The 22,450-nt window shown below is 59.4% G+C and carries 19 protein-coding genes and 2 tRNA genes; 6 read left to right on the top strand and 15 right to left on the bottom strand.

Annotated elements, in window-relative coordinates; genetic code table 11:
* Nucleotide 1: 1 nt before the first annotated feature.
* The 6 genes from RWL87_RS07460 to RWL87_RS07435 all read right to left on the bottom strand — a co-directional run bounded on the left by RWL87_RS07460 (nucleotide 2) and on the right by RWL87_RS07435 (nucleotide 7,507).
* A tRNA-Ser gene (locus RWL87_RS07460) sits at nucleotides 2-88 on the bottom strand.
* Nucleotides 89-254: 166 nt separating this feature from the next.
* Nucleotides 255-875: a TetR/AcrR family transcriptional regulator gene (locus RWL87_RS07455; RefSeq protein ID WP_070665911.1), complete on the bottom strand. Its 621-nt coding sequence runs from the start codon at nucleotides 873-875 to the stop codon at nucleotides 255-257.
* Between the two features lie 79 nt (nucleotides 876-954).
* Nucleotides 955-3,561: a YhgE/Pip domain-containing protein gene (locus RWL87_RS07450; protein WP_313969430.1), complete on the bottom strand. Its 2,607-nt coding sequence runs from the start codon at nucleotides 3,559-3,561 to the stop codon at nucleotides 955-957.
* A 2-nt stretch (nucleotides 3,562-3,563) separates the two neighbouring features.
* A complete protein-coding gene (locus RWL87_RS07445; protein ID WP_313969429.1) occupies nucleotides 3,564-4,451 on the bottom strand; it encodes a multidrug ABC transporter ATPase in 888 nt (295 codons plus the stop codon).
* Nucleotides 4,452-4,750: 299 nt separating this feature from the next.
* Nucleotides 4,751-5,278, bottom strand: coding sequence for a nucleoside deaminase (locus tag RWL87_RS07440; protein ID WP_313969428.1), 528 nt, complete (start codon nucleotides 5,276-5,278; stop codon nucleotides 4,751-4,753).
* Nucleotides 5,279-5,320: 42 nt separating this feature from the next.
* Nucleotides 5,321-7,507: a RecQ family ATP-dependent DNA helicase gene (locus RWL87_RS07435; RefSeq protein WP_313969427.1), complete on the bottom strand. Its 2,187-nt coding sequence runs from the start codon at nucleotides 7,505-7,507 to the stop codon at nucleotides 5,321-5,323.
* A 337-nt stretch (nucleotides 7,508-7,844) separates the two neighbouring features.
* Here RWL87_RS07435 and RWL87_RS07430 point away from each other — a divergent pair, with 337 nt between their 5' ends.
* A complete protein-coding gene (locus RWL87_RS07430) occupies nucleotides 7,845-8,501 on the top strand; it encodes a DedA family protein (RefSeq protein ID WP_070507274.1) in 657 nt (218 codons plus the stop codon).
* Nucleotides 8,502-8,652: 151 nt separating this feature from the next.
* On the opposite strand, the gene RWL87_RS07425 is transcribed toward RWL87_RS07430, so the two are convergent.
* The 9 genes from RWL87_RS07425 to RWL87_RS07385 form a co-directional block, all read right to left on the bottom strand.
* On the bottom strand, nucleotides 8,653-9,312 hold the full coding sequence (locus RWL87_RS07425) for a hypothetical protein (protein ID WP_313969426.1): 660 nt from the start codon (nucleotides 9,310-9,312) through the stop codon (nucleotides 8,653-8,655).
* Between the two features lie 324 nt (nucleotides 9,313-9,636).
* The gene (locus RWL87_RS07420; protein WP_231917929.1) at nucleotides 9,637-10,440 is read right to left on the bottom strand and encodes a hypothetical protein; all 804 of its coding nucleotides are present in this window, start codon (nucleotides 10,438-10,440) and stop codon (nucleotides 9,637-9,639) included.
* A 201-nt stretch (nucleotides 10,441-10,641) separates the two neighbouring features.
* Nucleotides 10,642-11,511 carry a multidrug ABC transporter permease gene (locus tag RWL87_RS07415; protein WP_313969425.1) on the bottom strand — a complete coding sequence of 290 codons (870 nt, stop codon included), beginning with the start codon at nucleotides 11,509-11,511 and terminating at the stop codon, nucleotides 10,642-10,644.
* 89 nt (nucleotides 11,512-11,600) lie between these two features.
* The gene (locus RWL87_RS07410) at nucleotides 11,601-13,289 is read right to left on the bottom strand and encodes an ABC transporter permease (RefSeq protein WP_313969424.1); all 1,689 of its coding nucleotides are present in this window, start codon (nucleotides 13,287-13,289) and stop codon (nucleotides 11,601-11,603) included.
* An 82-nt stretch (nucleotides 13,290-13,371) separates the two neighbouring features.
* Nucleotides 13,372-13,965 (bottom strand): multidrug DMT transporter permease, encoded by a 594-nt coding sequence (locus tag RWL87_RS07405; RefSeq protein WP_049349909.1) that lies wholly within the window; start codon nucleotides 13,963-13,965, stop codon nucleotides 13,372-13,374.
* A gap of 110 nt (nucleotides 13,966-14,075) precedes the next feature.
* Nucleotides 14,076-14,879, bottom strand: coding sequence for an organic solvent tolerance protein OstA (locus RWL87_RS07400; protein ID WP_313969423.1), 804 nt, complete (start codon nucleotides 14,877-14,879; stop codon nucleotides 14,076-14,078).
* 135 nt (nucleotides 14,880-15,014) lie between these two features.
* Nucleotides 15,015-15,704, bottom strand: coding sequence for an amino acid transporter (locus RWL87_RS07395; RefSeq protein WP_296545059.1), 690 nt, complete (start codon nucleotides 15,702-15,704; stop codon nucleotides 15,015-15,017).
* Between the two features lies 1 nt (nucleotide 15,705).
* The gene (locus tag RWL87_RS07390; protein WP_080974501.1) at nucleotides 15,706-16,215 is read right to left on the bottom strand and encodes an asparaginase domain-containing protein; all 510 of its coding nucleotides are present in this window, start codon (nucleotides 16,213-16,215) and stop codon (nucleotides 15,706-15,708) included.
* A gap of 169 nt (nucleotides 16,216-16,384) precedes the next feature.
* A tRNA-Lys gene (locus tag RWL87_RS07385) sits at nucleotides 16,385-16,457 on the bottom strand.
* An 87-nt stretch (nucleotides 16,458-16,544) separates the two neighbouring features.
* Between RWL87_RS07385 and RWL87_RS07380 the strand changes: the two genes are divergently transcribed.
* From RWL87_RS07380 to RWL87_RS07360, 5 genes are all read left to right on the top strand, one after another.
* Nucleotides 16,545-17,318, top strand: coding sequence for a histone acetyltransferase (locus RWL87_RS07380; RefSeq protein ID WP_313969422.1), 774 nt, complete (start codon nucleotides 16,545-16,547; stop codon nucleotides 17,316-17,318).
* A 396-nt stretch (nucleotides 17,319-17,714) separates the two neighbouring features.
* Nucleotides 17,715-18,332: a hypothetical protein gene (locus tag RWL87_RS07375; protein WP_005504391.1), complete on the top strand. Its 618-nt coding sequence runs from the start codon at nucleotides 17,715-17,717 to the stop codon at nucleotides 18,330-18,332.
* Nucleotides 18,332-19,366 carry an inorganic phosphate transporter gene (locus tag RWL87_RS07370; RefSeq protein ID WP_313969421.1) on the top strand — a complete coding sequence of 345 codons (1,035 nt, stop codon included), beginning with the start codon at nucleotides 18,332-18,334 and terminating at the stop codon, nucleotides 19,364-19,366. Before RWL87_RS07375 ends, RWL87_RS07370 begins: the two co-directional genes overlap by 1 nt.
* A gap of 142 nt (nucleotides 19,367-19,508) precedes the next feature.
* Nucleotides 19,509-20,591 (top strand): glycosyltransferase family A protein, encoded by a 1,083-nt coding sequence (locus RWL87_RS07365; protein WP_313969420.1) that lies wholly within the window; start codon nucleotides 19,509-19,511, stop codon nucleotides 20,589-20,591.
* Nucleotides 20,592-20,593: 2 nt separating this feature from the next.
* A complete protein-coding gene (locus RWL87_RS07360; protein ID WP_313969419.1) occupies nucleotides 20,594-22,336 on the top strand; it encodes a polysaccharide pyruvyl transferase family protein in 1,743 nt (580 codons plus the stop codon).
* Nucleotides 22,337-22,450: the final 114 nt, after the last annotated feature.

Here is a 22,450-nt window from a genome sequence, read left to right as displayed (position 1 = left end):
GCGGTGGTGGAGGGATTTGAACCCCCGTTGGCTTTTACACCAAACATCATTTCGAGTGATGCACCTTCGGCCGCTCGGACACACCACCAACAGTGGAAAACTATAGCACACCCCCAACAGGAGGGCAAGAACGAGCCTACATATCGTGCGCGTACGGCAGCCGGGTGTCGCCTCTTTCACGGCCCCTTTAACCGTGCCCTTTTCGACACCCGACACCGAAGTCCCGGCTACGTCTGCAGACCCAACAGGTCCGCCTAATGACGGATATACCCATCTACAACCAGCATGACAGCACGCGTTGCATCCTCAGCATTGCGCTCCGCCTGATGTACTTCACGATCCATAGCAAGCATGTAAATCGCGCCGAACATAGAGATCGCAATCGCACGAGGATTCTGAGCGGTATCAACCGTATAGCGGCGAGCCACAGCCTCCGTCATCTCCTCCAAATAATTCAGAAGATCCAAACGGTTATCGCTCATCGCCTCGGTCCAACCATCCGCGCCCTTCCACGCCTCCGCAAGCCACATCCGAGTAAAACCCGGACGGTCCTCAAGATACTGGAACGCGGCACGAATAGCACTCCGCAACGCCTCACGCGGATCAGAATGAACCGACGCCGCGCGACGCGCATCGCTCAGCAGCAACTGCGTGCCGTACTGGACCAGCTGATCCACCATGGTCTTTTTAGAACCAAAGTTGTAATACACGGTTCCCTTAGAAACACCCGCCCGGGCAGCCACCTCTTCAACAGTGGCGTACTCAAGCCCCTTCTGGGTCATGATATCCATGGCAGCGTTGAACAACTTCAACTGAGTTTTACCAGTACGGCCGGGACGACGACTTGCAGCTTCAGCGACTGGGCGCTGCAACATCAGAAGTCCTCCCTCCCTTTTTGCAGATATATCTCTATTTTATTAGACAGTTTTCCCCGGTGCGACTAAACAGGGTTTGTTACACCGTAATCTCCGGCGCAAGCTTCTTCAGCGACCACGTACGATCACGACGCGTGCCAATGTAACCCAACACCAGACCAGCCAAACCCCACAGAGTCAAAACCAGCATGATGCCCCACAGGCTCGACTCATTAATGCCATAAGCCAAACGGCGCGTACCCGCCACCGCATAACCCATCGGGAAGAAGTCATGCATCCAACGAATCGACTCAGGCAGAGTCTCATACGGCATCGTGCCGCCCGCAGTAATCAGCTGCAGAATCAGAATGACCAAAGCAACCAGCTTGCCCGGCGCACCCAAAATCACCGTCAGACCATGAATGAAACCGGTAAAGACCAGAGCCACGTAGCAAAGGAACAGCCACACCAGCCACGGATGAGCCATCTCAAAGCCCAAACCGAACTTAATCGCCGCGAACATCAGAGTCGCCTGAGCAATACCCACCAGACCAAACGGCATCCAGCTACCGAGCATCACACGAATCGACGGAGCATGCGAAGCCAACGCGCGGTTATTCATCACGCGCAGCGTCTGAACCAGCATCAGGCCGCCAATCCACAGCGCCAGACACATGAAGAACGGGCCCATGCCCTCACCGTAGTTACGGCCCGACGCCAGCGACTCATGCGACAAAGTCACAGGGTTCGACATCGTATCCGCAACCTTCGCCTGATCAGTCGGCGCAAGGCTCGGAACCTGCTTAGCACCAGAAGCCAGACCGCTCTCCAGCGACGAAGTACCATCCTTCAACTCGGAAGCACCATTATTCAGCTGAGTCGAACCATCAGACAGCTTCGCCGTACCGTCAGACAGCTGCGACGCGCCATCCTTCAGCTCATTCGCGCCATCAGCCAGCTTCTGCTGACCCTCAACCGCAGACTGCTCCTTCTCCGCCAAAGTACCGCTACCATCCTTCAGCTCGGCAGTGCCGTTCTTCAAAGAACCAGTACCCTCCTTCAGCTCAGAAGCGCCACCGGACAGAGTCGCAGAACCACTCGCAAGGCTCGAAGCGCCCGAAGCAATCTTGGAATTACCATCAGCCAACGTTGCCGTGCCAGAAGCCAAAGAAGAGGCGCCAGCATCCACACGAGCGGCACCATCAGCCACCGACGAAGCACCCTTAGCAAGCGACGAAGCACCAGAATCGAGCGAATCCACGCCAGCCACCAAAGTCTGAATCTTCGCCGCAGTCGACGACGTACCATCAGACACACAGTGGCTCGACTTCAACGCGCTCAACTTCGACAGAGCATCAGCAGCGGCAGCATCACGAGTAGCCAGATGCGACTGCAGAGCCTTCTGATTCAGCTCAGCAACCTCATTCTTCGTCTCCTCAGAATCAACAGCCGCTACCAGCTGATCAGCCTGCTCCTGAGTCAACGTACCCGCCTCAACCAGCGGAGTCACCCGAGCACGAACCTTCTGCGCACTCGCAGACACCACAGTATTCGACAAGTCACGACCAAAATCGCCACTACCAGCAGAAGTATCCGTCTCATGCAGGCGCATGCACATCGCATTCAGCTCAGCCGGCAACTCACGAATACCAGCCTGATCCATGCCTTCACGCAACTGATGAATACCCGACGCCAAATCATTAGCGCCCTTCGCAACCGCCGCCGAACCGCTCTTCAAGCTCGCAGTACCCTCAGCCAAAGTCGCCGAACCGTCCTTTAGCTTCGACGCACCCTCAGAAGCAGACGCCGCCGCCGAAGCCAAGGTCGACGAACCATCCTTCAAGCTCGAGGCACCATCAGCAAGCTTCGCGGCGCCAGAATCCAGCTTCGCGGCGCCAGAATCCAAAGTCGACACACCATCAGCAAGCTTCGCAGCGCCCTCAGCCAACTGCTTCTGACCATCCAACAACTGGGACTGGCCATCAGCCAGGGAGGAGGTGCCGTCCTTCAGCTTCACGGCGCCATCATTCACCGTGGCGGTACCGTCCTTCAGCTGAGTGATAGCGTCCGCCAGCTTCACCGTACCGTTATTCACCTTCGACGCACCGTCAGCGGCCTCACCCATCTTCGAATGAATCGTCGTAAAGCTAGCCAACAGCGAATTAGCCGTCGAATTACCGACCTTCTCAGCCACCGAATCACGCACCGCAGTGCCCGCCTTCGTGACAATGTTCGTCAGCACATAGTTATTCGCGTCATTCGTAATGACCTCAATACCCGCCGAACGCGCATCAATAGGGCCCGTCTTGCCGTCAGCATCAGGCTTGAACGAACCGGCACTCTGCAAATTGCGGGAGAAATCCTTCGGAATCACCATCGCAAAGTCATAAGTACCGTTCTCCACGCCCTCGACAGCCTCAGAGCGAGTCTGCACCTGACGCCAATCAAACGTGCCAGCATCCAGAAGGCTCTTCTTCACGTCAGCACCGGTATTCACCTGCTGGCCCTCAGAATCCGTCGCGCCCTCATCCTCAACCACGAGAGCACCCACAATGCCATTCACGTTGCCGTAAGCATCCCAGTTACCGTACAGGTACAGGGCGCCGTACAGCAGCGGGATACAGGACATAGCAAGAAGCACCAGAACCGGCAAAACACCGCTGGTCAGGCGCTTAAGCTCAACAAGAGCCACACGCAGAACAGTCATTCTTACTCCTTCTCAGCGGTTTTCTGGGCAACAGTTTTCTGGTTGCCGGTCTTCTGGTTGTCAGTCTTATGGTCAGTGGTCTGACCGGGTGCGCCGGATGCCGCGGGGGTCAGAGGAATAGAAGAGGTCAGGGGGATTTCTTCCACCTCACGCACCTCAATCACGTCAATCACGGGTTCAGTCTCAGTTAGCTCTTCCGTCTCGGGCAGTTCTTCCACGGATTCCTCTGCCGGCTCAAACTCGCCATCCTGATCCATGTGGACACTACCCACCACAGCACGGGCACCCCGCCAATCCCTCGAAATATGAGGCACAATCGCCACCACGGTACGGGGACGTTCCTCGTCAGCGGCAAGCTCCTCCAGGTACGGAAGCCACATTCTCGTATGGTTCAGGTGACGGGAAGGCGTATCAAAAACCAGCAGGTCCGAAGGGCTCGCCTGCGCCAAAGCCGTCATCAGCTCAATGTTCATCTCGCCGTCAAGCTCATCCATCCACAGGCCGTTGAGTTCCTCAAGACCGCGTTCCTTCAGCCAGCGGCTTGCGCGGGAACGACCAAAAATCGGCAGGTTGTAGGAGAGCATCTCAGAAACATAGTCGTGCACACGCATGTGCTGCTCGGGGGCGGTCACGTCAGGAGAATCGATAATGTCACTGATACGACGCAGCTTCTTCATCGAAATCGGCTGCGGCTCCGCATCACCATCGCTCCAGCGAATCTCGCCACCCGACAGAGGCAAACGGCCCGTCAGGGCAAGGCCCAGGGAGGTACGCTCCATCTGGCTATCCGCCTGAATAATGATGACCTCACCCTTACCCACAGAAAAAGAGGTACGACCAAAAAGGGCGTGGTGACGCCCCTTAGCCCAAATATTGTTAACGCGAAGCACGAATAAATCCCCTTAAATACAGGACGGTTCAGGTGAGTTTTGGGGAGCACTCCGCAGGTTGCGCGGGGTATCTATTTTCAGTCACGGGCAGACGGAGGCTCCAGTGCCTATATATCGTAGACCCGGACATGTGTGATGTAGTGGGCTTTTTGCCCGAAATCGGGTACCATTTTTGAAATTTTTGAAGTATTTTTCAAAGAAACGGGGGGTTTCGTACAAATAACGCGAAAAGCCACGCGTTCTCACGTAGCTTTTCGCATTATGCAAAACAGTTTCTGAGACGACACCACAGGTGACGGTTAGGGGCGACGTTCCTTAAAGAAATCCACCATCAGCTGCGCACATTCCTCAGCGCGCACCCCCGCATACACCTCGGGAGCTGGAGCAACCCTGCCATCACGCAGCACATCGTAACGACTACCGACGGCACCAGTCTTCTCCTCCCAGGCACCAAAAACCACCGTCGAGACACGCGACGCGAGAATCGTACCCGCACACATCAGGCACGGTTCCACCGTCACGACCAGGGTGCAGCCGTCCAGACGCCACTGCCCACGATGCGCTGCCGCCTGACGAATCGCATTCACCTCCGCATGGGCGCTAGGGTCATGCTCCTGCTCGCGGGTATTGCCCGCCGAACCAATAATGATGCCCTGCTCATCCACCACCACGGCACCGATAGGAATCTCTCCACGCTCACCCGCGGCAGTGCCCTCAGCGAGGGCACGCGCCATCCACTCGCTGTGTTCTGAGCGAGCAGGAATATCGCTGAGCACAGCGGAGGAACCGTCAGTTACCGTTAATTTTGAATGTTCCGAATATGACATAAATCCTCGTCAGGGGAATAAATTAAGCATTATCGAGCGCGACTAGTGAGTAGCAGCCAAAGAGAAAGGATACACCGCAGAAGCACCCGCCAGCCGTAGCTCACGTGCCACAGCCGTAAACGCCCACCGCGAATCCACAACATCAGAAACCAGCAGAACCGGGCACCGATGCTCACGCACATAGTCCAGAACCCCAGCAGGAACCCGGTACGAGCGCAACACATCCGCGCACCGGAACGCGCTATTGCCACCGAAGAAACGCGGCTCATCCACCAGAGAAACCTGACCCAAATCCACCAGGCGACCCACCGATGCAAGACCCCGACCAAGAGACTGAGCCAAGCGCGGACGCACCGGTGACGGCAGAGTCAGCACAGCCGCCGGACGACCCGCCTCAGACCATTCCCAAGCGGCAAGCACCTTCACGCAGGCACGGCCCAGCTCGGCAGGAACCTCAGAATCAACCGGCTCACCCAGCTCGTTTGTCGCCAGAAGCTCACGCAGGCGAGTGCCGTACCCCATGTCGCTCAGACGCGCCAACGCATAACCGGGCTCAGCCTGCTCCTCCGGGCGGATACGACCGCGTGGCGCATCCGCACCCATCAGCTGATCCAACCCGCTCGGCCACATGCGACGCGGCTGCAACGGCACACCGACCGTGTTGAAGCTGCTCTGTGCCGCCTGCTGCGCCTCAGTGGGGACCTCCACCGGGTACCAGGGGCCCGCACACACATCGCAACGGCCGCAAGCGGTAGCGGAAGCATCGTCAAGCTGCTGCGCCAGGAAAAGCATGCGGCACTGACTAGTACGTTCATACTCGAGCATGGCGTTCTGCTCCGCCACACGCGCCTGCGCCACCGCCGCATAGCGGGCGTTATCGTACCGCCACGGCGAAGAGGTTCGGCGCCAATAGTTGCCTTCCTTCACGACGGCACCCTCAACGTCCAGCACCTTCAGCAGAAGCTCCAGGGTGGAGCGGCGCAGCTGAACGCGCGCCTCCAAAGCGGTAATGCTCAACCCCTCCGGGGACTGGGCAAGGGCATCAAGCACAGCCAGCGCCTGCTCCTCGTTAGGCATGGAGGCGGTCGCAAAATACTCCCAGATGGCGCGGTCCTCACGACCGGGCAGGAGCAGAACATCCGCATTAGCGGCGCCTCGACCGGCACGACCAATCTGCTGGTAGTAGCTCACCGCAGACGACGGCGCGCCCAGGTGCACCACAAAACCCAAATCAGGCTTATCAAAACCCATACCGAGGGCACTCGTCGCCACAAGAGCCTTAACACGGTTCTCCTTGAGTGCCTGCTCCGCAACCAGGCGCTCATCCGGGTCGGTTTTACCCGTGTAGGCGAGCACCTCGTAGCCGCTGGCACGCAGCGCGTTTGCGGTATCTTCTGCCGCAGAAACGGTCAGCGCATAGATAATGCCTGATCCAGGCAGGTCGTTCAGGTGCGTGAGTAGCCAGCCGATGCGTTGCGCCTCATTGGGCAGGGTAAGCACACCCAAGCGCAGGGACTCGCGGGAAAGCGGGCCGCGGATTACGTGCACGGGAGCGGTATCAGTGCTGAGCTGTTCGGCGATATCGCGGCTGACGCGGTCATTCGCGGTCGCGGTAGTCGCCAGCACCGGCACACCCGCCGGCAGAGACTTAATGAGCAAGCCAATGCGTCGGTAATCGGGGCGGAAGTCATGACCCCAGTCAGAAATACAGTGCGCCTCATCAATGACGAGCAGACCCAGGCGCGGCAGCAGGTACGGTAGCCACTGCTCGCGGAACGTAGGATTATTGAGACGCTCGGGACCGACCAGCAGCACGTCAAGCTCATCAGCTTCGAGGCGGGTGCGAATCTCGTCCCATTCGGTGACATTCGCGGAGTTCACCATTGCAGCGCGCACTCCCGCGCGGGATGCCGCCTCAACCTGATCACGCATCAGGGAGAGCAGCGGGGAGACAATAAGCGCCGGGCCCATACCGCGGGCACGCAACAGCAGGGAGGAAATGAAGTAGACCGCAGACTTACCCCAGCCGGTACGCTGCACCACCACAGTGCGGGCTCGGTCAGCGACGAGGGCACGAATCGCCTCGTACTGGCCATCGTGGAACTCAGCATCGGGAACTCCGGTGAGGTGGCGCAACACTTCGCGGGCTTCAGCGTGCAGAGGGTCAGTATGCAGAGGGTCAGCGCGCGGGGAGTCCGCGGGGCTAGAAGCTGACTGCTGGGGGTTCATGGTTCTCTCCAACGGTGGGTGGTTGGGGTCATCGCTACGCCGCGACGCGCCGTGCTCTCTTCCCATCATGTCACACCCCGTATCGCACGGCTCTGCTGATGGTCATTTCTTGGGGAGGCATGCGAGCGCCGCGTCACCTCGCGTAGTTTCGCTGTGCGAGTGGGGAGATTTACGCCTCGCTCACCCGTGCGTCCAGCGTAAATGCCGGTAGAATTGTGCCAGTAATACACAGCCTCCGCATAGTTATGCGCAATGTTCACCATAGGTACGCTTTCTATGCTGGTGTTACTCCGCCGCCGATCCGTGCGTGCGGTCCACTCACAGTTCAGGATTTTTCATGACTTTTCTTGCCACCGCTTTGGCGCATCTTCCGGTTGCGCTCTTGGGCCTCGACCTTGAGCAGTTCCTGCTCGATACCGGCCCCTGGGTTCTGGTTGTTTCGGCAATTATCGTATTTATTGAGTCCGGTGTTCTTTTCCCGGTTCTTCCGGGTGACTCCCTGATTTTTGCTCTGGGTATGCTTCATGAGCAGATGGGCCTGTCCCTGTGGGTTGCTTTCCCGGTCCTGGTGCTGGTTGCTATTGCTGGCGCTGAGGTTGGCTACCAGATTGGTGCCCGTTACGGCCGTAAGATCTTCAAGGATGACGCGAAGATTCTGAGCACTAAGAACCTGCACACTACCGAGGAGTTCTTCCAGAAGCGCGGTAGCTTGGCTCTGGTGCTGGGTCGTTTCGTGCCGATTGTTCGTACTTTTGTGTCTCTTGCGGCGGGTATTTCTTCGTATGACCGTAAGAAGTTCCACCTGTGGAATGTTGTTGGTGCGGTTGCGTGGATTGGTTCGATTGGTCTGGCGGGTGTGCTGCTGGGCGGCATCCCGTTCGTGCACAACAACATTGAGTACATTGCTGTGATTATTGTGGCGGTTTCTGTGGTGCCGGTTATTATCGAGTACCTGCGTGGCCGTTCGAAGGCGAAGCAGGAATCTGCTGAGTAATACGTGAGTCCTTCTCGGCCGTTGAGCCGGGGATGAGAAAGGGTGGGGATACCGTCTGGTATCCCCACCCTTTTGCGTTCTCTCAAGCCCGGTGGAGGCAACGTTCCGGAAGCGAGCTACGCCTCCGCGGGGTTATACTACCTCCGCGGGGTTACTTTAGGCCCATGCGTCGCAGGTCTCCACGCAGTTGGATGTATCGCCCCACCTGCGGCTGGCAGAGAAGAACAATAATCACGATGCGGCTGATAAAATCAAAGGCGAGCTTCGCGCACAAGACTTCAAGGGTCATAAACGGGCCAAAGAACAACACCCTAAGCATTTGCGAATTGTATCCATTGTCAAAGAAAACGTGGGCACAGAGAACTACATACACAATATCCAGGATCATGCGTAACGCGCCCTCAATAATAATCACCACTCGCGCCCACTCATAACCCTCATTGAGGTACCAGGCAGAGACTGCTCCAAGGACAATAGGGAGAACCATCGTAAGCCCCATCGTCATACCTGCAAACATGTAAGCGCCCGTAAATTCTAGGCCCACAAGAGGCTGTAGAGGGTATGTGGACATGTACAGCACTAAGAATAGGGATACAGCCCAGATGGCAATGGGGCGCGACGGAAGATTGATAGCGCGCTGAGTACCCGGTGCCCCGTGCAAGGAGCGGGCATCTGCAGGAACCGGAGGCTGAGGCGTCACTGCGGCGGGTGCCGCAAAGTTCGGTGCAGGAAAGTTCGGTGCTGCGGCATTAGGCTGAGGCGCCTGAGGTGCCAGCGTGCCCGCTGAGGTGCCGGAAGCGTTGTTAAACATCGTCGTTCTTTCTCTCGTATGCTCGCACTATGGTGCGCAAATCGGTGGTTGTTCCACTTTTTAGGTAGATTTACGTGAAACCTACCTAAAAGAGTTATTTGATGTAGTTAGCTGAGAGAATAATACTTTTTCAGTATAGGGTAAGCCCTTCGAGGGAAATAGGGTTTTTATAGGAAGACTGGAACCTTTTAGGCAACTCAAAGGGTTTTACCAGCTAGAAGAATGCGATGTTTAACGCGAAAGGGTGGGGATACCGTCTGGTATCCCCACCCTTTTCATACTCTGAACCTTTTGGCGATAGTGGTGTCGTCTGGGGCAAACGCCCTAGTTGAGGCGGTTCCCACCCTCGTTGGAGTTCGGGTCAGATACTGGCGAATTCTGACCGACCACCTGGCTATGCGGTGTGTTGCCGGTAGCCGTGTACGCCCACGCAGAGGGACGAGTCAGCAACACAATGTTCCGGATGTAGAGGATAGTAATGACAACACCAACCGCGGTACTCAAGAGAAGAGAAATCGCCAGGTCCATAGAGTCGTAGGACTGCAAATATTCCATCAACCAGGTGAGATAGCGGGAGTCCATCAAGAAATCTTGCGCAAACCAATACATACGGCTCAAGACCTCGTAGGCGCTACACACGAGGATAAGTATGTGCGCCCATCTGTGCCCTTCCCAGGTCTTCCAGAAGAGGAAAACCTGGATAAAAATGAAGATGAGAGGGAAGCCCAGCGTGAAGAGAAGAGACAGCGCCCCCAAGCTGGAGGTTAGATTCTTAAGGAGTATGAACGTTTGAATATTCCTGAAAAGCAACAGAATAATGATGACGGTCATGCACCGCTTAGCACTGCGCAGGGCCCTCGGGCGTACCCGACCCGCACGTTCGGAGGCGACAGCGTAACCGGCGGTCGCCTCCCGGTAGCCGGTGGTGGTTTGCTCGGAGGCGCTGGCGCCGGGTGCGCTGTCCCCCGCCGCATTACTCTCTGCAGTGCCACTGGGGGCGGTACTGGTGGGGGCGGCGTTACTCTCTGCCGTGCTATTTTCAGCCTCGTCGGAGGGCAACAGCACACTGTACTCGGGAACCGTGTACTCCGGGTCATTCAACGGTTGCTTCGGGGTACGTTCTGACATCGTCATTCCTTTCTCCCCTGGCACCCACCCCGCGCTACAGTGCACGGGGCGGGCGTTAAAGAGTCTTACCCCAAGGATATAAGGAGGCGCACCGCACCCCAGGAAGGCGATACCCTTTCTCAGCGTATTCAGAGGTACCCGAGTCACCACGTGCACCATTCCGGGAGCTAGCCTCGGAACTCCTGACGTTGTTGCGCCTTTCTACGTGCCCCATCCAGCGCTACGGTGTGGCGGGCGAGGGGTTTTTCCCTCTGCTGAGGTGCGTTCGCCGTCCTCGTCATCAGCGAAAAGCTCGCGAAGTTCCGCCGGGACCTGACCGGCAGCCTGTCTCGTCTCAGACATCATCTGCTGGTGCTCTAGTGCACGTGCCCCGCTAACGATTTGGGTGTACGTCCTAACAGCGGGACGAGTCAGCAGCACAATCATCAGGAGGTAAAGAACGAGAGTAAAAACGCCGCTCACGATACGCACCAGGCTGGACGCCGCAGCCGCTCTAGAGCTTAACCCCGAGAAATTATCCGCAAGAATAAGCACACCACTAGCAGCCGCGAGAGCGCAGTAGATGATGGTAAGAATGCGCGCCCACTCGCGGCCATCCCAGATCTTCCAGAGAACAAAAATCGGGATGGCGGAGAGGATGAGGGTAACCACCAGGGCAGAGAAGAGAACACTCACCACCATCTCAAAATCGATATACGACCGGCTTAGAATCGGCAGAAAATTACTCAGGGGCCCCAGCACGATAATGGCAGCAGCGCACCACATGACGCTACGCATAGCCTTCGGGCGCTCCGGAATTACCTGCTCGGAGGCGGCAGTGTAGCCGGTGGTCGCCTTCCGGTAGCCAGTAGTGGTTTGCTCGGGGGTGCTGGCGTGTTCGGAGACGCTGCCGCCGGGTGCGTTGTCCTCTGCCGCGCTAGTGTCTGCGGCGCTACCGGAAGCTACGTTGCTGGAGACGGCATCGCCCTCTGCCGTGCTATTTTTAGCCTCGTCGGAGGGCAGTAGTACGCTGTACTCGGGAACCGTGTACTCCGCGTCATTCAGCGGCTGTTTCGGTGTACGTTCTGACATCTATGTTCCTTTCTCCCTGCGTACCCTGCCCCGCGCTACAGCGCGCGAGGCAGGGGGCAGAAGAGTCTTTCAATGAGTAAGCAACCGCCCTAGTTGAGGCGGTAACCTTCCTCGGTGTACACGGAAGTATCCTTGTAGCCGCGTTGTTCGTCACGGGCCTTCTTCCGGTCAGCCCTACGGCGGGGCGTCTTGTACTGCTGAGCGACCGCTTCTTCGGCCCGTCGGTTAGCTTCCTTTTCTTCCCGACGTGTCTGCTCTTCTTCCAGGCGAGCACGCGTTTCTGCGTCTGCACTCTGATGACCAATGATATGACCGCCACCGGCGTTCACCTGTTCGCGTGCTTCCATCCGTGCCAACCTCGCAGTAGCCATAAACAACCTGGTGGGACGGCTCATGAGCAGCACAACTATCAGAAGGTAGAAGGCCGTAAGAAAAGCTCCCATAATGTCACTCACCACGATGGAAACTACGTAGTCTCGGGGCCTTGAAGTCAACGACTCATCCGCCAACCTGGAGAAATAATCAGCCGAGATGAAAGATTGTAAACTCAGCGCCCCAACAAAAACCGCAAAAGCACTACCGAAGAGGGTGAGGAAGTACGCCCATCTACGGCCCTTCCACAACCGGCGAAGGATGAAAATCGGTATGAGAGAGAAGATGAAGGTAGCAAATATGCCTGAAATGATGATGCCCGGCATATTTTCCATAACGCGGTCTGGGACCTCGTTATGGATAGATACATAGATACGTTGGGTTGCGGACAGAACAATAATGGCTGTAGCGCACCACATGACGCCGCGGAGCGTCTTCGGGCGCGGCGGGAGCACCACATTAGGGGCGGCAGGCACGGTGGAGGCGGCAGTCGCCTCCGTGCCCTCGTGCGCCTCCTTATTAGGCTTATTATGCCCGCCAGCGGACGCGCCGTCGAAGTTAGGCTCTACACCCGCCTTCTGGGCGCGCTGAACCTGCTGTATCTCAGCCAGCAGGCGGTTCTTCTCCGCCGGGTCCTTCGACAACGCATAATCGGCGGAAAGCTCACGCAGCAGCTGCTCGGTAGAGTCCTTAACCGGGCCCTCGTCTTCCTCGAGCTGGCGAAGAACATCCTCACGGGTCGGCTCTTCCTCATCATCCGCCATGCTGTCCTTGATGATCTGCATCTGCTTCCGAATCGCCGTGGGGCTCGGGACCACGCCCACAGCCGGGCGAGTCAGCAAAAACAGGAGAACGGCACTACCCGCCGTAATCACCCCGACCAGAGCCTGCGACACCATAGACGAGGCGGTAGCAGGATACGAAACCGGATCCAGAGCAGTGAATGCAGGGAAAAGTACCTGCGCCAGGCCAAAGACACCGGCAAAAGAGAGCACACCGCTCAAGGAACACAGCAGAAGGTACAGCATCAGCAGGCGGCGCGGATTAACGTACCCTGCCTTGATGTAGTCCAGAACGAACCAGAGGAACGGCACCACAAAGACGGCGTCAGGCAGAATCTTCGGCACGGCATAGCCAATGAACGAGCCGATGTTCAAACTACGACCCGCAGTTACGAGAATCTGGTACGCGTCCAAGAGGAAGTACACCAGAATGAGCATCATCGCAATGGAATACGCTTTACCGAGAATCGCCATTCCCCGGTCGAATTGTTGCTCCTTATCGCCAACTATGCCGAGGTTTCTTTTCGCCTCTTCAAACGCCGCCCGCTCATCATATGTACGCTTGGCGACGTCGGGGCTCGTCTGCGGTGCGGATTCGTGCAAAGGTTCGGAAGTAGGGTGCACGAGTCATCCTAACTGTGGTTGGGTGAATAAAGTTATCGGTGAACCGCAGGCCGTCGTGGACCCGCGGCTAGAATCTATGGGGCTAAATCAGGTAGTCCTCGCTACGGCGCAGACGCCAATCACGGCGCGCCTCCATGTACGAACGCGACTGACGCGACCACACCAACGCCAACGCCACCACACACACCAGCATGTACGGCGCAGCAATATACACGGGCGTATACAACGGCGAAGCGCTGCTAAGCAGCAGCTCAACATCCTGGCTCGGCGCACCATTCAGAGTACCCAGAAGAGCCGCGACCGCCAGCATAATCAGCAAGGACGCCAACACACCCAACGCCAACGCCACCGACAGCACCAGCGCCGCCCAACGGTAACCGCGCAGGTACGCCACAGTGCAGAAGCCGTGCAGGGTCACGTTACCGAAGGCGCTCACCAGCAAGAACATCACCGGATAGTACGCCTGCGCCTCCACCAGCGACTGGGCACGCCAGGTCGAAAAATGCGATAGCTGCGTCGTCGCATACGTGACACCCGTGTACCCAATCAGCACCAGCCAACCCACGGCAATAGCGAGCAGAACCCAACCTGCCACAGACACGAGAGTCGGGGTGGCAGGCTTCGTAGGATGGGTGGTGTTCGGAGCGGATGGCGGAGAGGACTCGACGGCGGACATAGCTGAATCTTTCGGATGTCGGCTGATAGTGTGTGTGGAAGATGTATGAGCGAGTGTGTGGTGTGTGGGTGGCGGCGCGGCGTTCGTCTACCGCGCCGCCTCAAAAAACTTTAGGCAGAAATGGACGGATCAACCGTCGCGGAAATAGTGTCGGGTAGCGTCAGTGAACCTGCCTGGTTCGCCATCGCAATCCGCAGGTTATTGAAGCGGTAAATAGTCAGCAACGATAAACCGACCTCGCTCAACCAGACCAGACCCAAAACGACAAGTATCAGCAGGGGGTCAAGGCCCATTGAAACACCTGCCCAGTCCAGCATCAGCAACAGGAACGTAATCGGTGAAAGCACCAGACCCACCGCAACAAACCCAATCAGCGAGCAGATAGCCCAGACGCTATACACGGAGGCATCCGCCGACTCGCGGGGAGGGCGCATCAGCGGCCACATCTGAACCACCAAATAGAGAGCGGCAACAAACCCAAAACAAATCGCCAGCGGCTGCGTGTACTGGGAAATAATGAGGCCCTCAACCAGGCTCAAAATGCACAGAATAACCATGCGTGCCAGGAGGTTCTTCCTGAGCTTCTGCTTGCGTTCATCCACCTCTTTAGAGGTGTAGGTGCGCAGAAAAGCGGGAACCTGACCCTGCCCGGGGAACGGCGGCAGAGGACCCGTCGGGTGCGTACGCACCACAATCGGCGGGTTCGTACCATCCTGAATGATGACGGTAGAAGTCGCCGAAATAACCGGATGCGAACCAGTCACCACCGGCGGCACGTTCAGCGGAACGGACACCTCCGGAGTGGCAGGAGTCGCGTGGCGAATAGGCGCCTGATAGCGAGTCTGCACACTGATATCTTCATCCGGATGTTCTGCGGATGAAGCGGCATCTGTGTTCAGGTGTGTAGCGCCCATGGGTGACCTCCTGGCAGGTGCTGGTCGTGTTTCTGTCTCTACCGTATCACGCGTACTTTAAGGGAATCTGAGCAGTAGCTGGGCGTCGCAGGCAACGCCGCCCAGCATCATTACTTGCCCCTGTTGAGGCGCAGGTTAGCCCTGCTCCGCCGCCTGCGAAACCTCCGCGTTCGGTTCTGCTACCTTCTGCTCTTCTGCATTCTGGCGCTCTTCCTCCGCCTTCTTCCGCTTGCTACGGCGCAGGCTCCTGCGAACCGCCAAGCTGTAGAACAGCGAGAACAGGACCTCCAACGCGAAGGAAGCCATTACCGTCAGCAGGGTCACCGTATAGAACATGCCCACACGGTCCAGCAGAGTCTGCGGGCCGTGCAGGGTTACGAGTACATAGGTGAAGAACGCCGTCATGATGGCAGCCGCAACCCCGGATGCCACATTCGCAAGCAGCACCAGCTTCACCGAACGATTCGCCCGGTAAATCATGGCAAGCCACATGTGCATCACCAAGTACACCAGCGGCACCGCACCAATCGGGAAAAGCGTGACGCGGATGAAGTAATAAACAATAATCAGCGAAGGAACCACCAGTAGGAGCACACGCACCAGGTACAGGTTCTTAGCCGGCAGCGGGTACTCGCTGGCGACATTCCAGAACTCGTCAGCCTGCTGCTTCAGCTCCTCCATCGCCTGCAACTGCATCAGCTGTGCCTGTGACATATGCTTTTGGGACATATGCTCCTGCGGCACAAGATCCGAGGAACCCGCCACCGGCGCCAGCTCGGCGGCAGAAACCGGTTCGCCCCTCCGCATACGAGCGGAATCAGCCATACTAACCCTCAAAAATGCCGCGCGAACGGTCCTTACGCACGCTCTCAGCAGGGAAAATACGGCCGCTCATGCTGATGTACACACCCGGCTCCAGCAGGTTCAGGGCAGCAATAGCGGCACCCAGGTTGAAGCCTGCATCCGAACGAGCCATCACGGCGGGCTGCATCGCACCGGTCAGCACCACAACCTTATCGCCCAGGTCGGCGTGCTCCAGCAGGTAGCGGGCGGTCTCCGGCATGGTGTCGGTGCCGTGAGTGATGAGCACCTGGTCGTTAGTGACAGCGTTCAGCACCTCGGTCAGCTCGGCACGATCCTCATCGGTCATGTCCAGGCTGTCCTTGCCAATCAGCGGGCGAATATCAAAACGGATATCGGTAATCACGCGGTCCAGCAGGTCCTTAGCGGCAGGCTCACCAATATCCATGGTGCCCGCCACCGAATAGAACTTATCGATCGTGCCGCCAGTGGCAAGAATCGTGATCTCTTCGGGGTTCTTAATGGTGACGCTCACGGGTTTCCTCATCTTTTCGGGTCAACGTACACAAATCAAAAACTGCCAGGCCAACCCGGCAGGACACGCCCCACCACACGGAATCAACACGGGGTAAAACCCCGCACACGAGGGTGAAGACGCAAAAACCCGCCGACCCCCGCAAAGCGGGAGGCGACGGGTCGGCTAGTGCGCCCTGTGGGGCTCGAACCCACGACCTGCGGATTAAAAGTCCGTAGCTCTACCGACTGAGCTAAAGGCGCTCCTATCCACACAAAACTGAAAGTGTGCAGATAGAAATACTATACACTACCGGCCCCCAGCCAATGAACGGTACACTGGGAAATCCTATGTCTACACCCGCATCATCAACCGGCGCCTCCGGACGCGCACGACACCGCACCCACCACCGCCCCGTCCTCTACTCCGCCGAGAAATTTGAACGCCACGAAGGCGGCATGGACCCCGCCGCACGCGAAGAGGCGGCGCACGCCTCCGCACGAATCCTGCTGATGCGCGGACGCGGCACCGACGAACAGATGACCGAACGGCTCGTCAGCTTCACCGACGACTACGGTATTGAGATGCTCGCCGAACTCTGGTCGCACGCGAGCGCCCACTCCCTGCCGGGTGCGCTGTGGCGCATGTACTGGCTGCGGGACGTGGTGCACCGTTCGCCTCGCGGGGTGAGCCGCGCGTTTGAGCTGGGCATGGCGGAGGATTACCGTTCGCACGTGGTCGCGGGTGTTCCCGACCCGCCGGGTGCCGATGAGGTGGTCCGTACGATTGATGAGATTCTGGCGGGCCTGTACACCGGCGATATGGATATTGCGATGGAGCGTTGCGCGGCGTTTGCGCACGTGGTGGCGTTGGGTATTCGCACCGACTATGCGCGCTCTGCCGGTCAGGATGGTGCGGTTCCGGGTAGCCACGAGGTGAAGCGTGAGGCGGTGGAGCGTCGTGCACGTCTGCCGCGTCAGGCTCAGCAGATGGAGCAGATTGCGCACGATTTGGAGGCGGTAGCCGCCCAGCTGCGCGCCGTTGAGGCTGGTCAGCAGGCTAACGGGGGTTCCGAAGCTGATTCTGCACAGGAAAAATCGCAACCCAACCTCGAAGCATTCTAGTATTCTGCACCGTTTAGCCGCCCAAAAATGCGGGTTCGTGCCGCGAATTGGCACAGGTTCCACTTTGCACGCTAAGAGCGTGAAACGGGTATTTTCGATTGACTCTGCGGCGGGTGCGGGTGGATAATAATTACAAGATGTCGGGTTGCTAATAGGTAGCCCCGGGCTCCAAATCTTTAGCCGCTTCGAGCGGCCTTCCGCCGAGAGGCGCTCCCAACCCGACATCCCTAAACGTTCCGGTGGGGGTCGAGAAATCGACCCCCACCGTTTTTATGTTTAAACCCGGTCAAGAAGCCGCTGGCAGCTCGGCGCGATTGCGCATGAAAACCGGGTGCCCGTGAGATACCCATGAGCTGTGCGCACCCGCAACCCCTAATACTGGTTAGACTGGGAACTATGCTGCACCGACTTTTTCCCCACGCTAACGAATCCCTCGCCTCCCTCGCTGAAATCTCAGCGCAGGTCGGTGAGGCCGCCGCGTTGCTCTCCGAAATGGTCGGCTCCCCCGTCGCAGAGTACCCCGAACTCTTCGAACGCATGCTCACCCACGAGGCGGACTCCACCAACCTGCTGTTCCGCACCCTCACCGAAGTGCGAAGCTCCTTCTCCCCGCCGATCCCGCGTGAAGACCTGTACACGCTGGCACGCAAGCTCACCAACGCCGTTGAGAAACTCACCAGCGCCGCGCACGTACTATCCCTGCACAGCATTGACGGCTTCGCCACGCACATCACCTCAATCCTGGACATTATTCAGCGTCAGGCGGTGCTGACCGCCGCCGTCATCCCCAAACTTGCCGATATTCGCGGCCTCGACAACTACTGGATGGACATGCTGCGCATCTCCCGCCAGGCGCTGCGCACCGCCGAAGAATACGACGCGTACATTGCCGAACGCTACACCCCCGAACGGTACCGCCGCTACGCCACCTTCCTGGCTCAGCTGACCGCCGCCTCCAACGCTATGCGTGATGTGTCCGCCGAAATCGGCCGCATCATCGTTCAGGAATCCTAATGCTCCTGGGTCTTCTCGCCTGCTGCGCCTTCATTGCCGCGGTCTACGTCACCGGTGTACACGACGCCTCAAACGCCGTCGCTGTTCCGGTGCGTACCCGCGCCCTCGGCGAGCGCTCCGCCCTGTACCTTGCCGCGCTCTTCAACGTGCTCGGCGTGGTCGGTGCATTCCTGCTACTCGGGGAGTATTCCGCCTCGTGGGTGAGCGCCCCGGAAGGCGTCACCGGCCTGAACGGCATCGTTGCGGCGCTGCTGGTCTGCGCTATTTGGGGTGTGCTCACCTGGTTCCTGCGGTTGCCGTCCTCCTCAACCCACGCGCTGGTGGGCGCCCTCGCCGGCGTGAGCTGGTGGACCCAGACGAAACTCGAGGACGGTGCTGAAGCCTTCGGTTCGCTCGCCTTCCTGCCGCATATTTTTGGGGCGACCCTGCTGCCGCTCTTCTACCTGCCGCCGCTCATTTTTCTGCTGTCCTGGCTGATGGTGGTACCGTTCTACCGGCTCGTGGTGGGGCATAACCCGCGCCTGGTGAATCAGCACGCCCGCGAGGTGCTGGCGGTGTCCGCCTCCGCGATTTCGCTGCTGCACGGCTTGCAGACCGGCTACCTGTACCTGCTGCTGTGGGCGCTGCTGAGCGAACGCATCATGGACCCGGCGCTACTCCAGTCCCTCACCCGAGGCGGCATGCTGCTGGGCACCCTCATCATTGCCCTCAGCCTGGGTGCCGGCACGCTCACCGGCGGCCGCCGCATCGGCTACACCTTCGCCTACAAGATGGTGCGTCTGGATCCCTTCCGCGGCGCAGTTGCCCAGGGCACCACCGCCGTGGTTCAGGTGCTCGGCTACTTCCTGTTGCAGGTGCCGTTCTCCTCCTCGCACCTGGCGACCGCCTCGGCGCTCGGCGCGGGCGTGAACCAGCGTTTTAATGCGTTGAAGTCCAGGATTGTTCTGCAGATTCTTCTGGTGTGGCTGGTAACCATTCCGGCGTGCTTTGTGCTCGGAGTGCTCGCAATGGTGGCGCTACAGTCCATCCACTAGATTTTAGGGACGCTGCATACCCCACCGTGCCCACTGCCGCGGGATAGGCGGGCGGCGGGTTGAGTCTGAACAGTGCACACCTTCATAATGGGTTGAGTTCTTGGGCTGGCACGCGCCCACTCACCCTCGACTGATTGTGGTTATGTCTTCTCCTACCGTAGCTATTCTGGTCCGCACGAAGGACCGCCCCCGCTTCTTGAGCCGCGCCCTGGAGAATATTGCGCAGCAGACCTTCACCGACTACACGGTCTGCGTGATTAACGATGGCGGCGACGAGCAGGCAACCCGCGCCGTCATTGAGGCGTCCCCGCTGGGTATGCAGGGCTCTGATACGCAGGGTTCCGGCCGCGTGCAGCTACTGACCACCGCCGGCGACAACATGGAGGCGGCATCCAACGCCGGTTTGGCGGCGACCACCTCCGAGTACGTGGCGATTCACGATGACGACGACCTGTGGGCACCCGAGTTCCTGGAGCGCACCGTCGCAGCGCTCGAAGAGAGCGGCGCGCTCATGTGCACCACGCGCATTGTGGAGCGGTACGAACGCGAGAACGCCGAGGGCGAGTTCGAGGTGTACGAGGAGCGTATTTTCCACGATGGCCTGCCCAGTGTGGGTTTGCAGTTCCTGTTCCGCACGAACCGTGCCGTGCCGATCGGTATTCTCTACCGCCGCAGCCTGCACGAGCTGGTCGGTTTCTATGACGAGTCCCTGCCGGTGGTCGGCGACTGGGAGTTCAACATGCGTGCCGCCTCTGTTGCAGATATTCTGCTGGTGGATGAGCCGCTGGCGTACTGGTCGCTGCGCCCCGACGCGGAGGGTTCCGAGGCGAATAGCGTGAAGCGTCAGGCTGATCACGCCCGCTTCGATTCGATGGTCCGTGCCCGCGCTATCCGCGAGGACCTGCAGGCGGGTGCCCGACCGGGCGCGTACCTGTACCAGGCCCATCTGGCGGCTGACCTGGAGCGCCGCGTGATTGACGGGCACGATCTGACCCGCGAATCCCTGGACATTCTGCGCTCTATCGAGAGCCGCCTGGAGCGTATTGAGGCTCGTCAGCAGGCTGTTGAGTCCCGCCAGCAGAGCATTGAGGAGCGCCTGCGGGTTCTGAAGTACCTGCGCGCGCCTGGCCGTGCGTTGCGTTCCTTTGCGCAGCGTTCGCTCAATCAGCGTTCTCAGGCTCGTCGCGGTACTGAGGCAGGTTCTACCGGCGAGAAGGACGCATAGCCGTGACAGAGAATAATCATTCTTCTACAGCGCCGCCCGTTACTGAAGCACCGCACTTTAATGAAGCACCGCGCGTACTCGTCATCGGCGATATCGGCCAGCACACCTACCACGTGGGCGACGAAGCCATGACCATTGCGAGCGCCCAGGCGCTTTCCGAAGGCGGCGCGGCGGTCACCCTCATGACCCGCGATGTGGGCCATTCAGCGCGCTATATCGGCGCGGCTGCTCATGAGGCGGGCGCCCCCTACGAGTACCTGCCGTTCTTCCTCTTCCCCTGGGCACCGGCTGAACGCGAGCTGACCCTTGCGGCGCTCGAGTGCATCCTGGTGGAGCTGCACGCCAACCGGGAGCGCCCCTCAACCGCCGAGCTGGTGGCGCTACCGCAGGTGCAGGCACTGCCCGAGGTGCTGCATCCGCTGGAGCAGACCGTTGAGCGCATGGTGGAGTTCGCGGACTCTATCGCCGCCATGGACGCGGTCGTGGTCTCCGGCGGCGGCAACCTCAACTCCCGCTACGGCTGGCTGCTCTACGAACGTGCCGCCACGGTACGTGCCGCCGAGCATGCGGGCGTGCCCGTGTACGTGACCGGCCAGTCCCTGGGCCCGGTCCTCAACCCCGAGGATGCACAGGTTCTCGAGCGCATGCTGCGCACCGCCCGTTCGGTGACGGTGCGTGAACGCTCTTCCCTCGCTTGGTGCCGTGAGCGGGGTATTGACGCGCGCCTGAGCGTGGACGATGCCACCGACTACCCGGTGGCTTCTCCGGCGCGTACCCTGCACTATGCGGAGGGTATTTCCGCAGGTCAGGCGCTTGATGAGCTGCCCGAGCAGTACGTCTGTGTGACCGTCAACGAGTGCACCGAACAGCAGGCGCAGCAAATCGCGCGCCTGCTCGACGGCATGTGGCGCGAGCACGGCTACGTACCCGTCTTCCTGAGCCACTACGGTGACCCGCAAGACCCCGAAAGCGGCGATATTCAGGCGCACCAGCACATCGCCGAGCAGCTCAGCGCCTCCACCCCGGCGACCCTGCTGCCGATTCTGCACGCCGACCAGAGCATCACGGTACACCGTGCGGCGGCGTTCACACTGACCAGCCGCTACCACCCGGCGGTGTTCTCTGCCGCGGCGGGTATTCCCGTACTTGCCCTCGTGCCGGACGCATTCACGCAGATGCGCGTGGGCGGCGCCCTGCGCCAGTACGGGCTGGGCGAGTTCACCCTGCCGTTGGGCATGCTCGCCGGTGGGGTTCCCGAACTGATAGTTGCCGCCGCCCTGCGGCACGCGGCGGTGGCATCGGATGCACGCCGCATCGAACTGCTGGAGGTTCTGCGAGCCGAGCGCGCCTACCTGCTCGCGCAGATTCTTGCATCCGGCGCAGAAAAGCTGGACGAAGTAGAGGCACCCGCCCCCTTCCCCACCGTGGAACAGGTTCCGGCGCTCCCCGAGCCGCTGGGCGCGACCGTCCGCGCCGCCCGCGAGCTCTTCACCGAAACCTCCCTCACCGCGGGGTTTGAGTGGGCGATGTCTGACCGGGCGCATTCCTGGGATGCCGAGCACCGCCGGCAGCTCGAGCGCGCCCGCGCAATCGGTGGCGGGTACAGCGCGCACGGTATTCACGGGGCACACGGTGCAGAACAGACGCACCCCGTCACCGTTGAGGCTGATTCTGAAGCACCCGCCGAGGCACACCCCGCCCAGCCGGGTCTGCTGGCGAGGGTGGCGCGCCGCCTCCGCGGCTAAATCCGCAGCTAACACTTCGGGCAGGGTTTCGGTCAGAAATACCGCCAAAGCACGGCGGCGCCCAGGGTACGGGGCGCGGGGTCTCTCACACTTCAACCCAACACTCCCCTACCC

Origin of the sequence: uncultured Rothia sp. (genome assembly GCF_963555405.1) — a bacterium.
Taxonomy (GTDB): domain Bacteria; phylum Actinomycetota; class Actinomycetes; order Actinomycetales; family Micrococcaceae; genus Rothia.
This window is presented reverse-complemented; position numbering and strand designations above follow the sequence as displayed.

What these genes read in the sequence shown, in the direction of transcription:
- RWL87_RS07440 (WP_313969428.1), bottom strand. Translation starts at nt 5,278, where the DNA reads ATGTCATATTCGGAACATTCAAAATTAACGGTAACTGACGGTTCCTCC.
- RWL87_RS07425 (WP_313969426.1), bottom strand. Translation starts at nt 9,312, where the DNA reads ATGTTTAACAACGCTTCCGGCACCTCAGCGGGCACGCTGGCACCTCAG.
- RWL87_RS07395 (WP_296545059.1), bottom strand. Translation starts at nt 15,704, where the DNA reads ATGGCTGATTCCGCTCGTATGCGGAGGGGCGAACCGGTTTCTGCCGCC.
- RWL87_RS07450 (WP_313969430.1), bottom strand. Translation starts at nt 3,561, where the DNA reads ATGACTGTTCTGCGTGTGGCTCTTGTTGAGCTTAAGCGCCTGACCAGC.
- RWL87_RS07435 (WP_313969427.1), bottom strand. Translation starts at nt 7,507, where the DNA reads ATGAACCCCCAGCAGTCAGCTTCTAGCCCCGCGGACTCCCCGCGCGCT.
- RWL87_RS07400 (WP_313969423.1), bottom strand. Translation starts at nt 14,879, where the DNA reads ATGGGCGCTACACACCTGAACACAGATGCCGCTTCATCCGCAGAACAT.
- RWL87_RS07415 (WP_313969425.1), bottom strand. Translation starts at nt 11,511, where the DNA reads ATGTCAGAACGTACACCGAAACAGCCGCTGAATGACGCGGAGTACACG.
- RWL87_RS07405 (WP_049349909.1), bottom strand. Translation starts at nt 13,965, where the DNA reads ATGTCCGCCGTCGAGTCCTCTCCGCCATCCGCTCCGAACACCACCCAT.
- RWL87_RS07370 (WP_313969421.1), top strand. Translation starts at nt 18,332, where the DNA reads ATGCTCCTGGGTCTTCTCGCCTGCTGCGCCTTCATTGCCGCGGTCTAC.
- RWL87_RS07375 (WP_005504391.1), top strand. Translation starts at nt 17,715, where the DNA reads ATGCTGCACCGACTTTTTCCCCACGCTAACGAATCCCTCGCCTCCCTC.
- RWL87_RS07380 (WP_313969422.1), top strand. Translation starts at nt 16,545, where the DNA reads ATGTCTACACCCGCATCATCAACCGGCGCCTCCGGACGCGCACGACAC.
- RWL87_RS07455 (WP_070665911.1), bottom strand. Translation starts at nt 875, where the DNA reads ATGTTGCAGCGCCCAGTCGCTGAAGCTGCAAGTCGTCGTCCCGGCCGT.
- RWL87_RS07430 (WP_070507274.1), top strand. Translation starts at nt 7,845, where the DNA reads ATGACTTTTCTTGCCACCGCTTTGGCGCATCTTCCGGTTGCGCTCTTG.
- RWL87_RS07365 (WP_313969420.1), top strand. Translation starts at nt 19,509, where the DNA reads ATGTCTTCTCCTACCGTAGCTATTCTGGTCCGCACGAAGGACCGCCCC.
- RWL87_RS07420 (WP_231917929.1), bottom strand. Translation starts at nt 10,440, where the DNA reads ATGTCAGAACGTACCCCGAAGCAACCGTTGAATGACCCGGAGTACACG.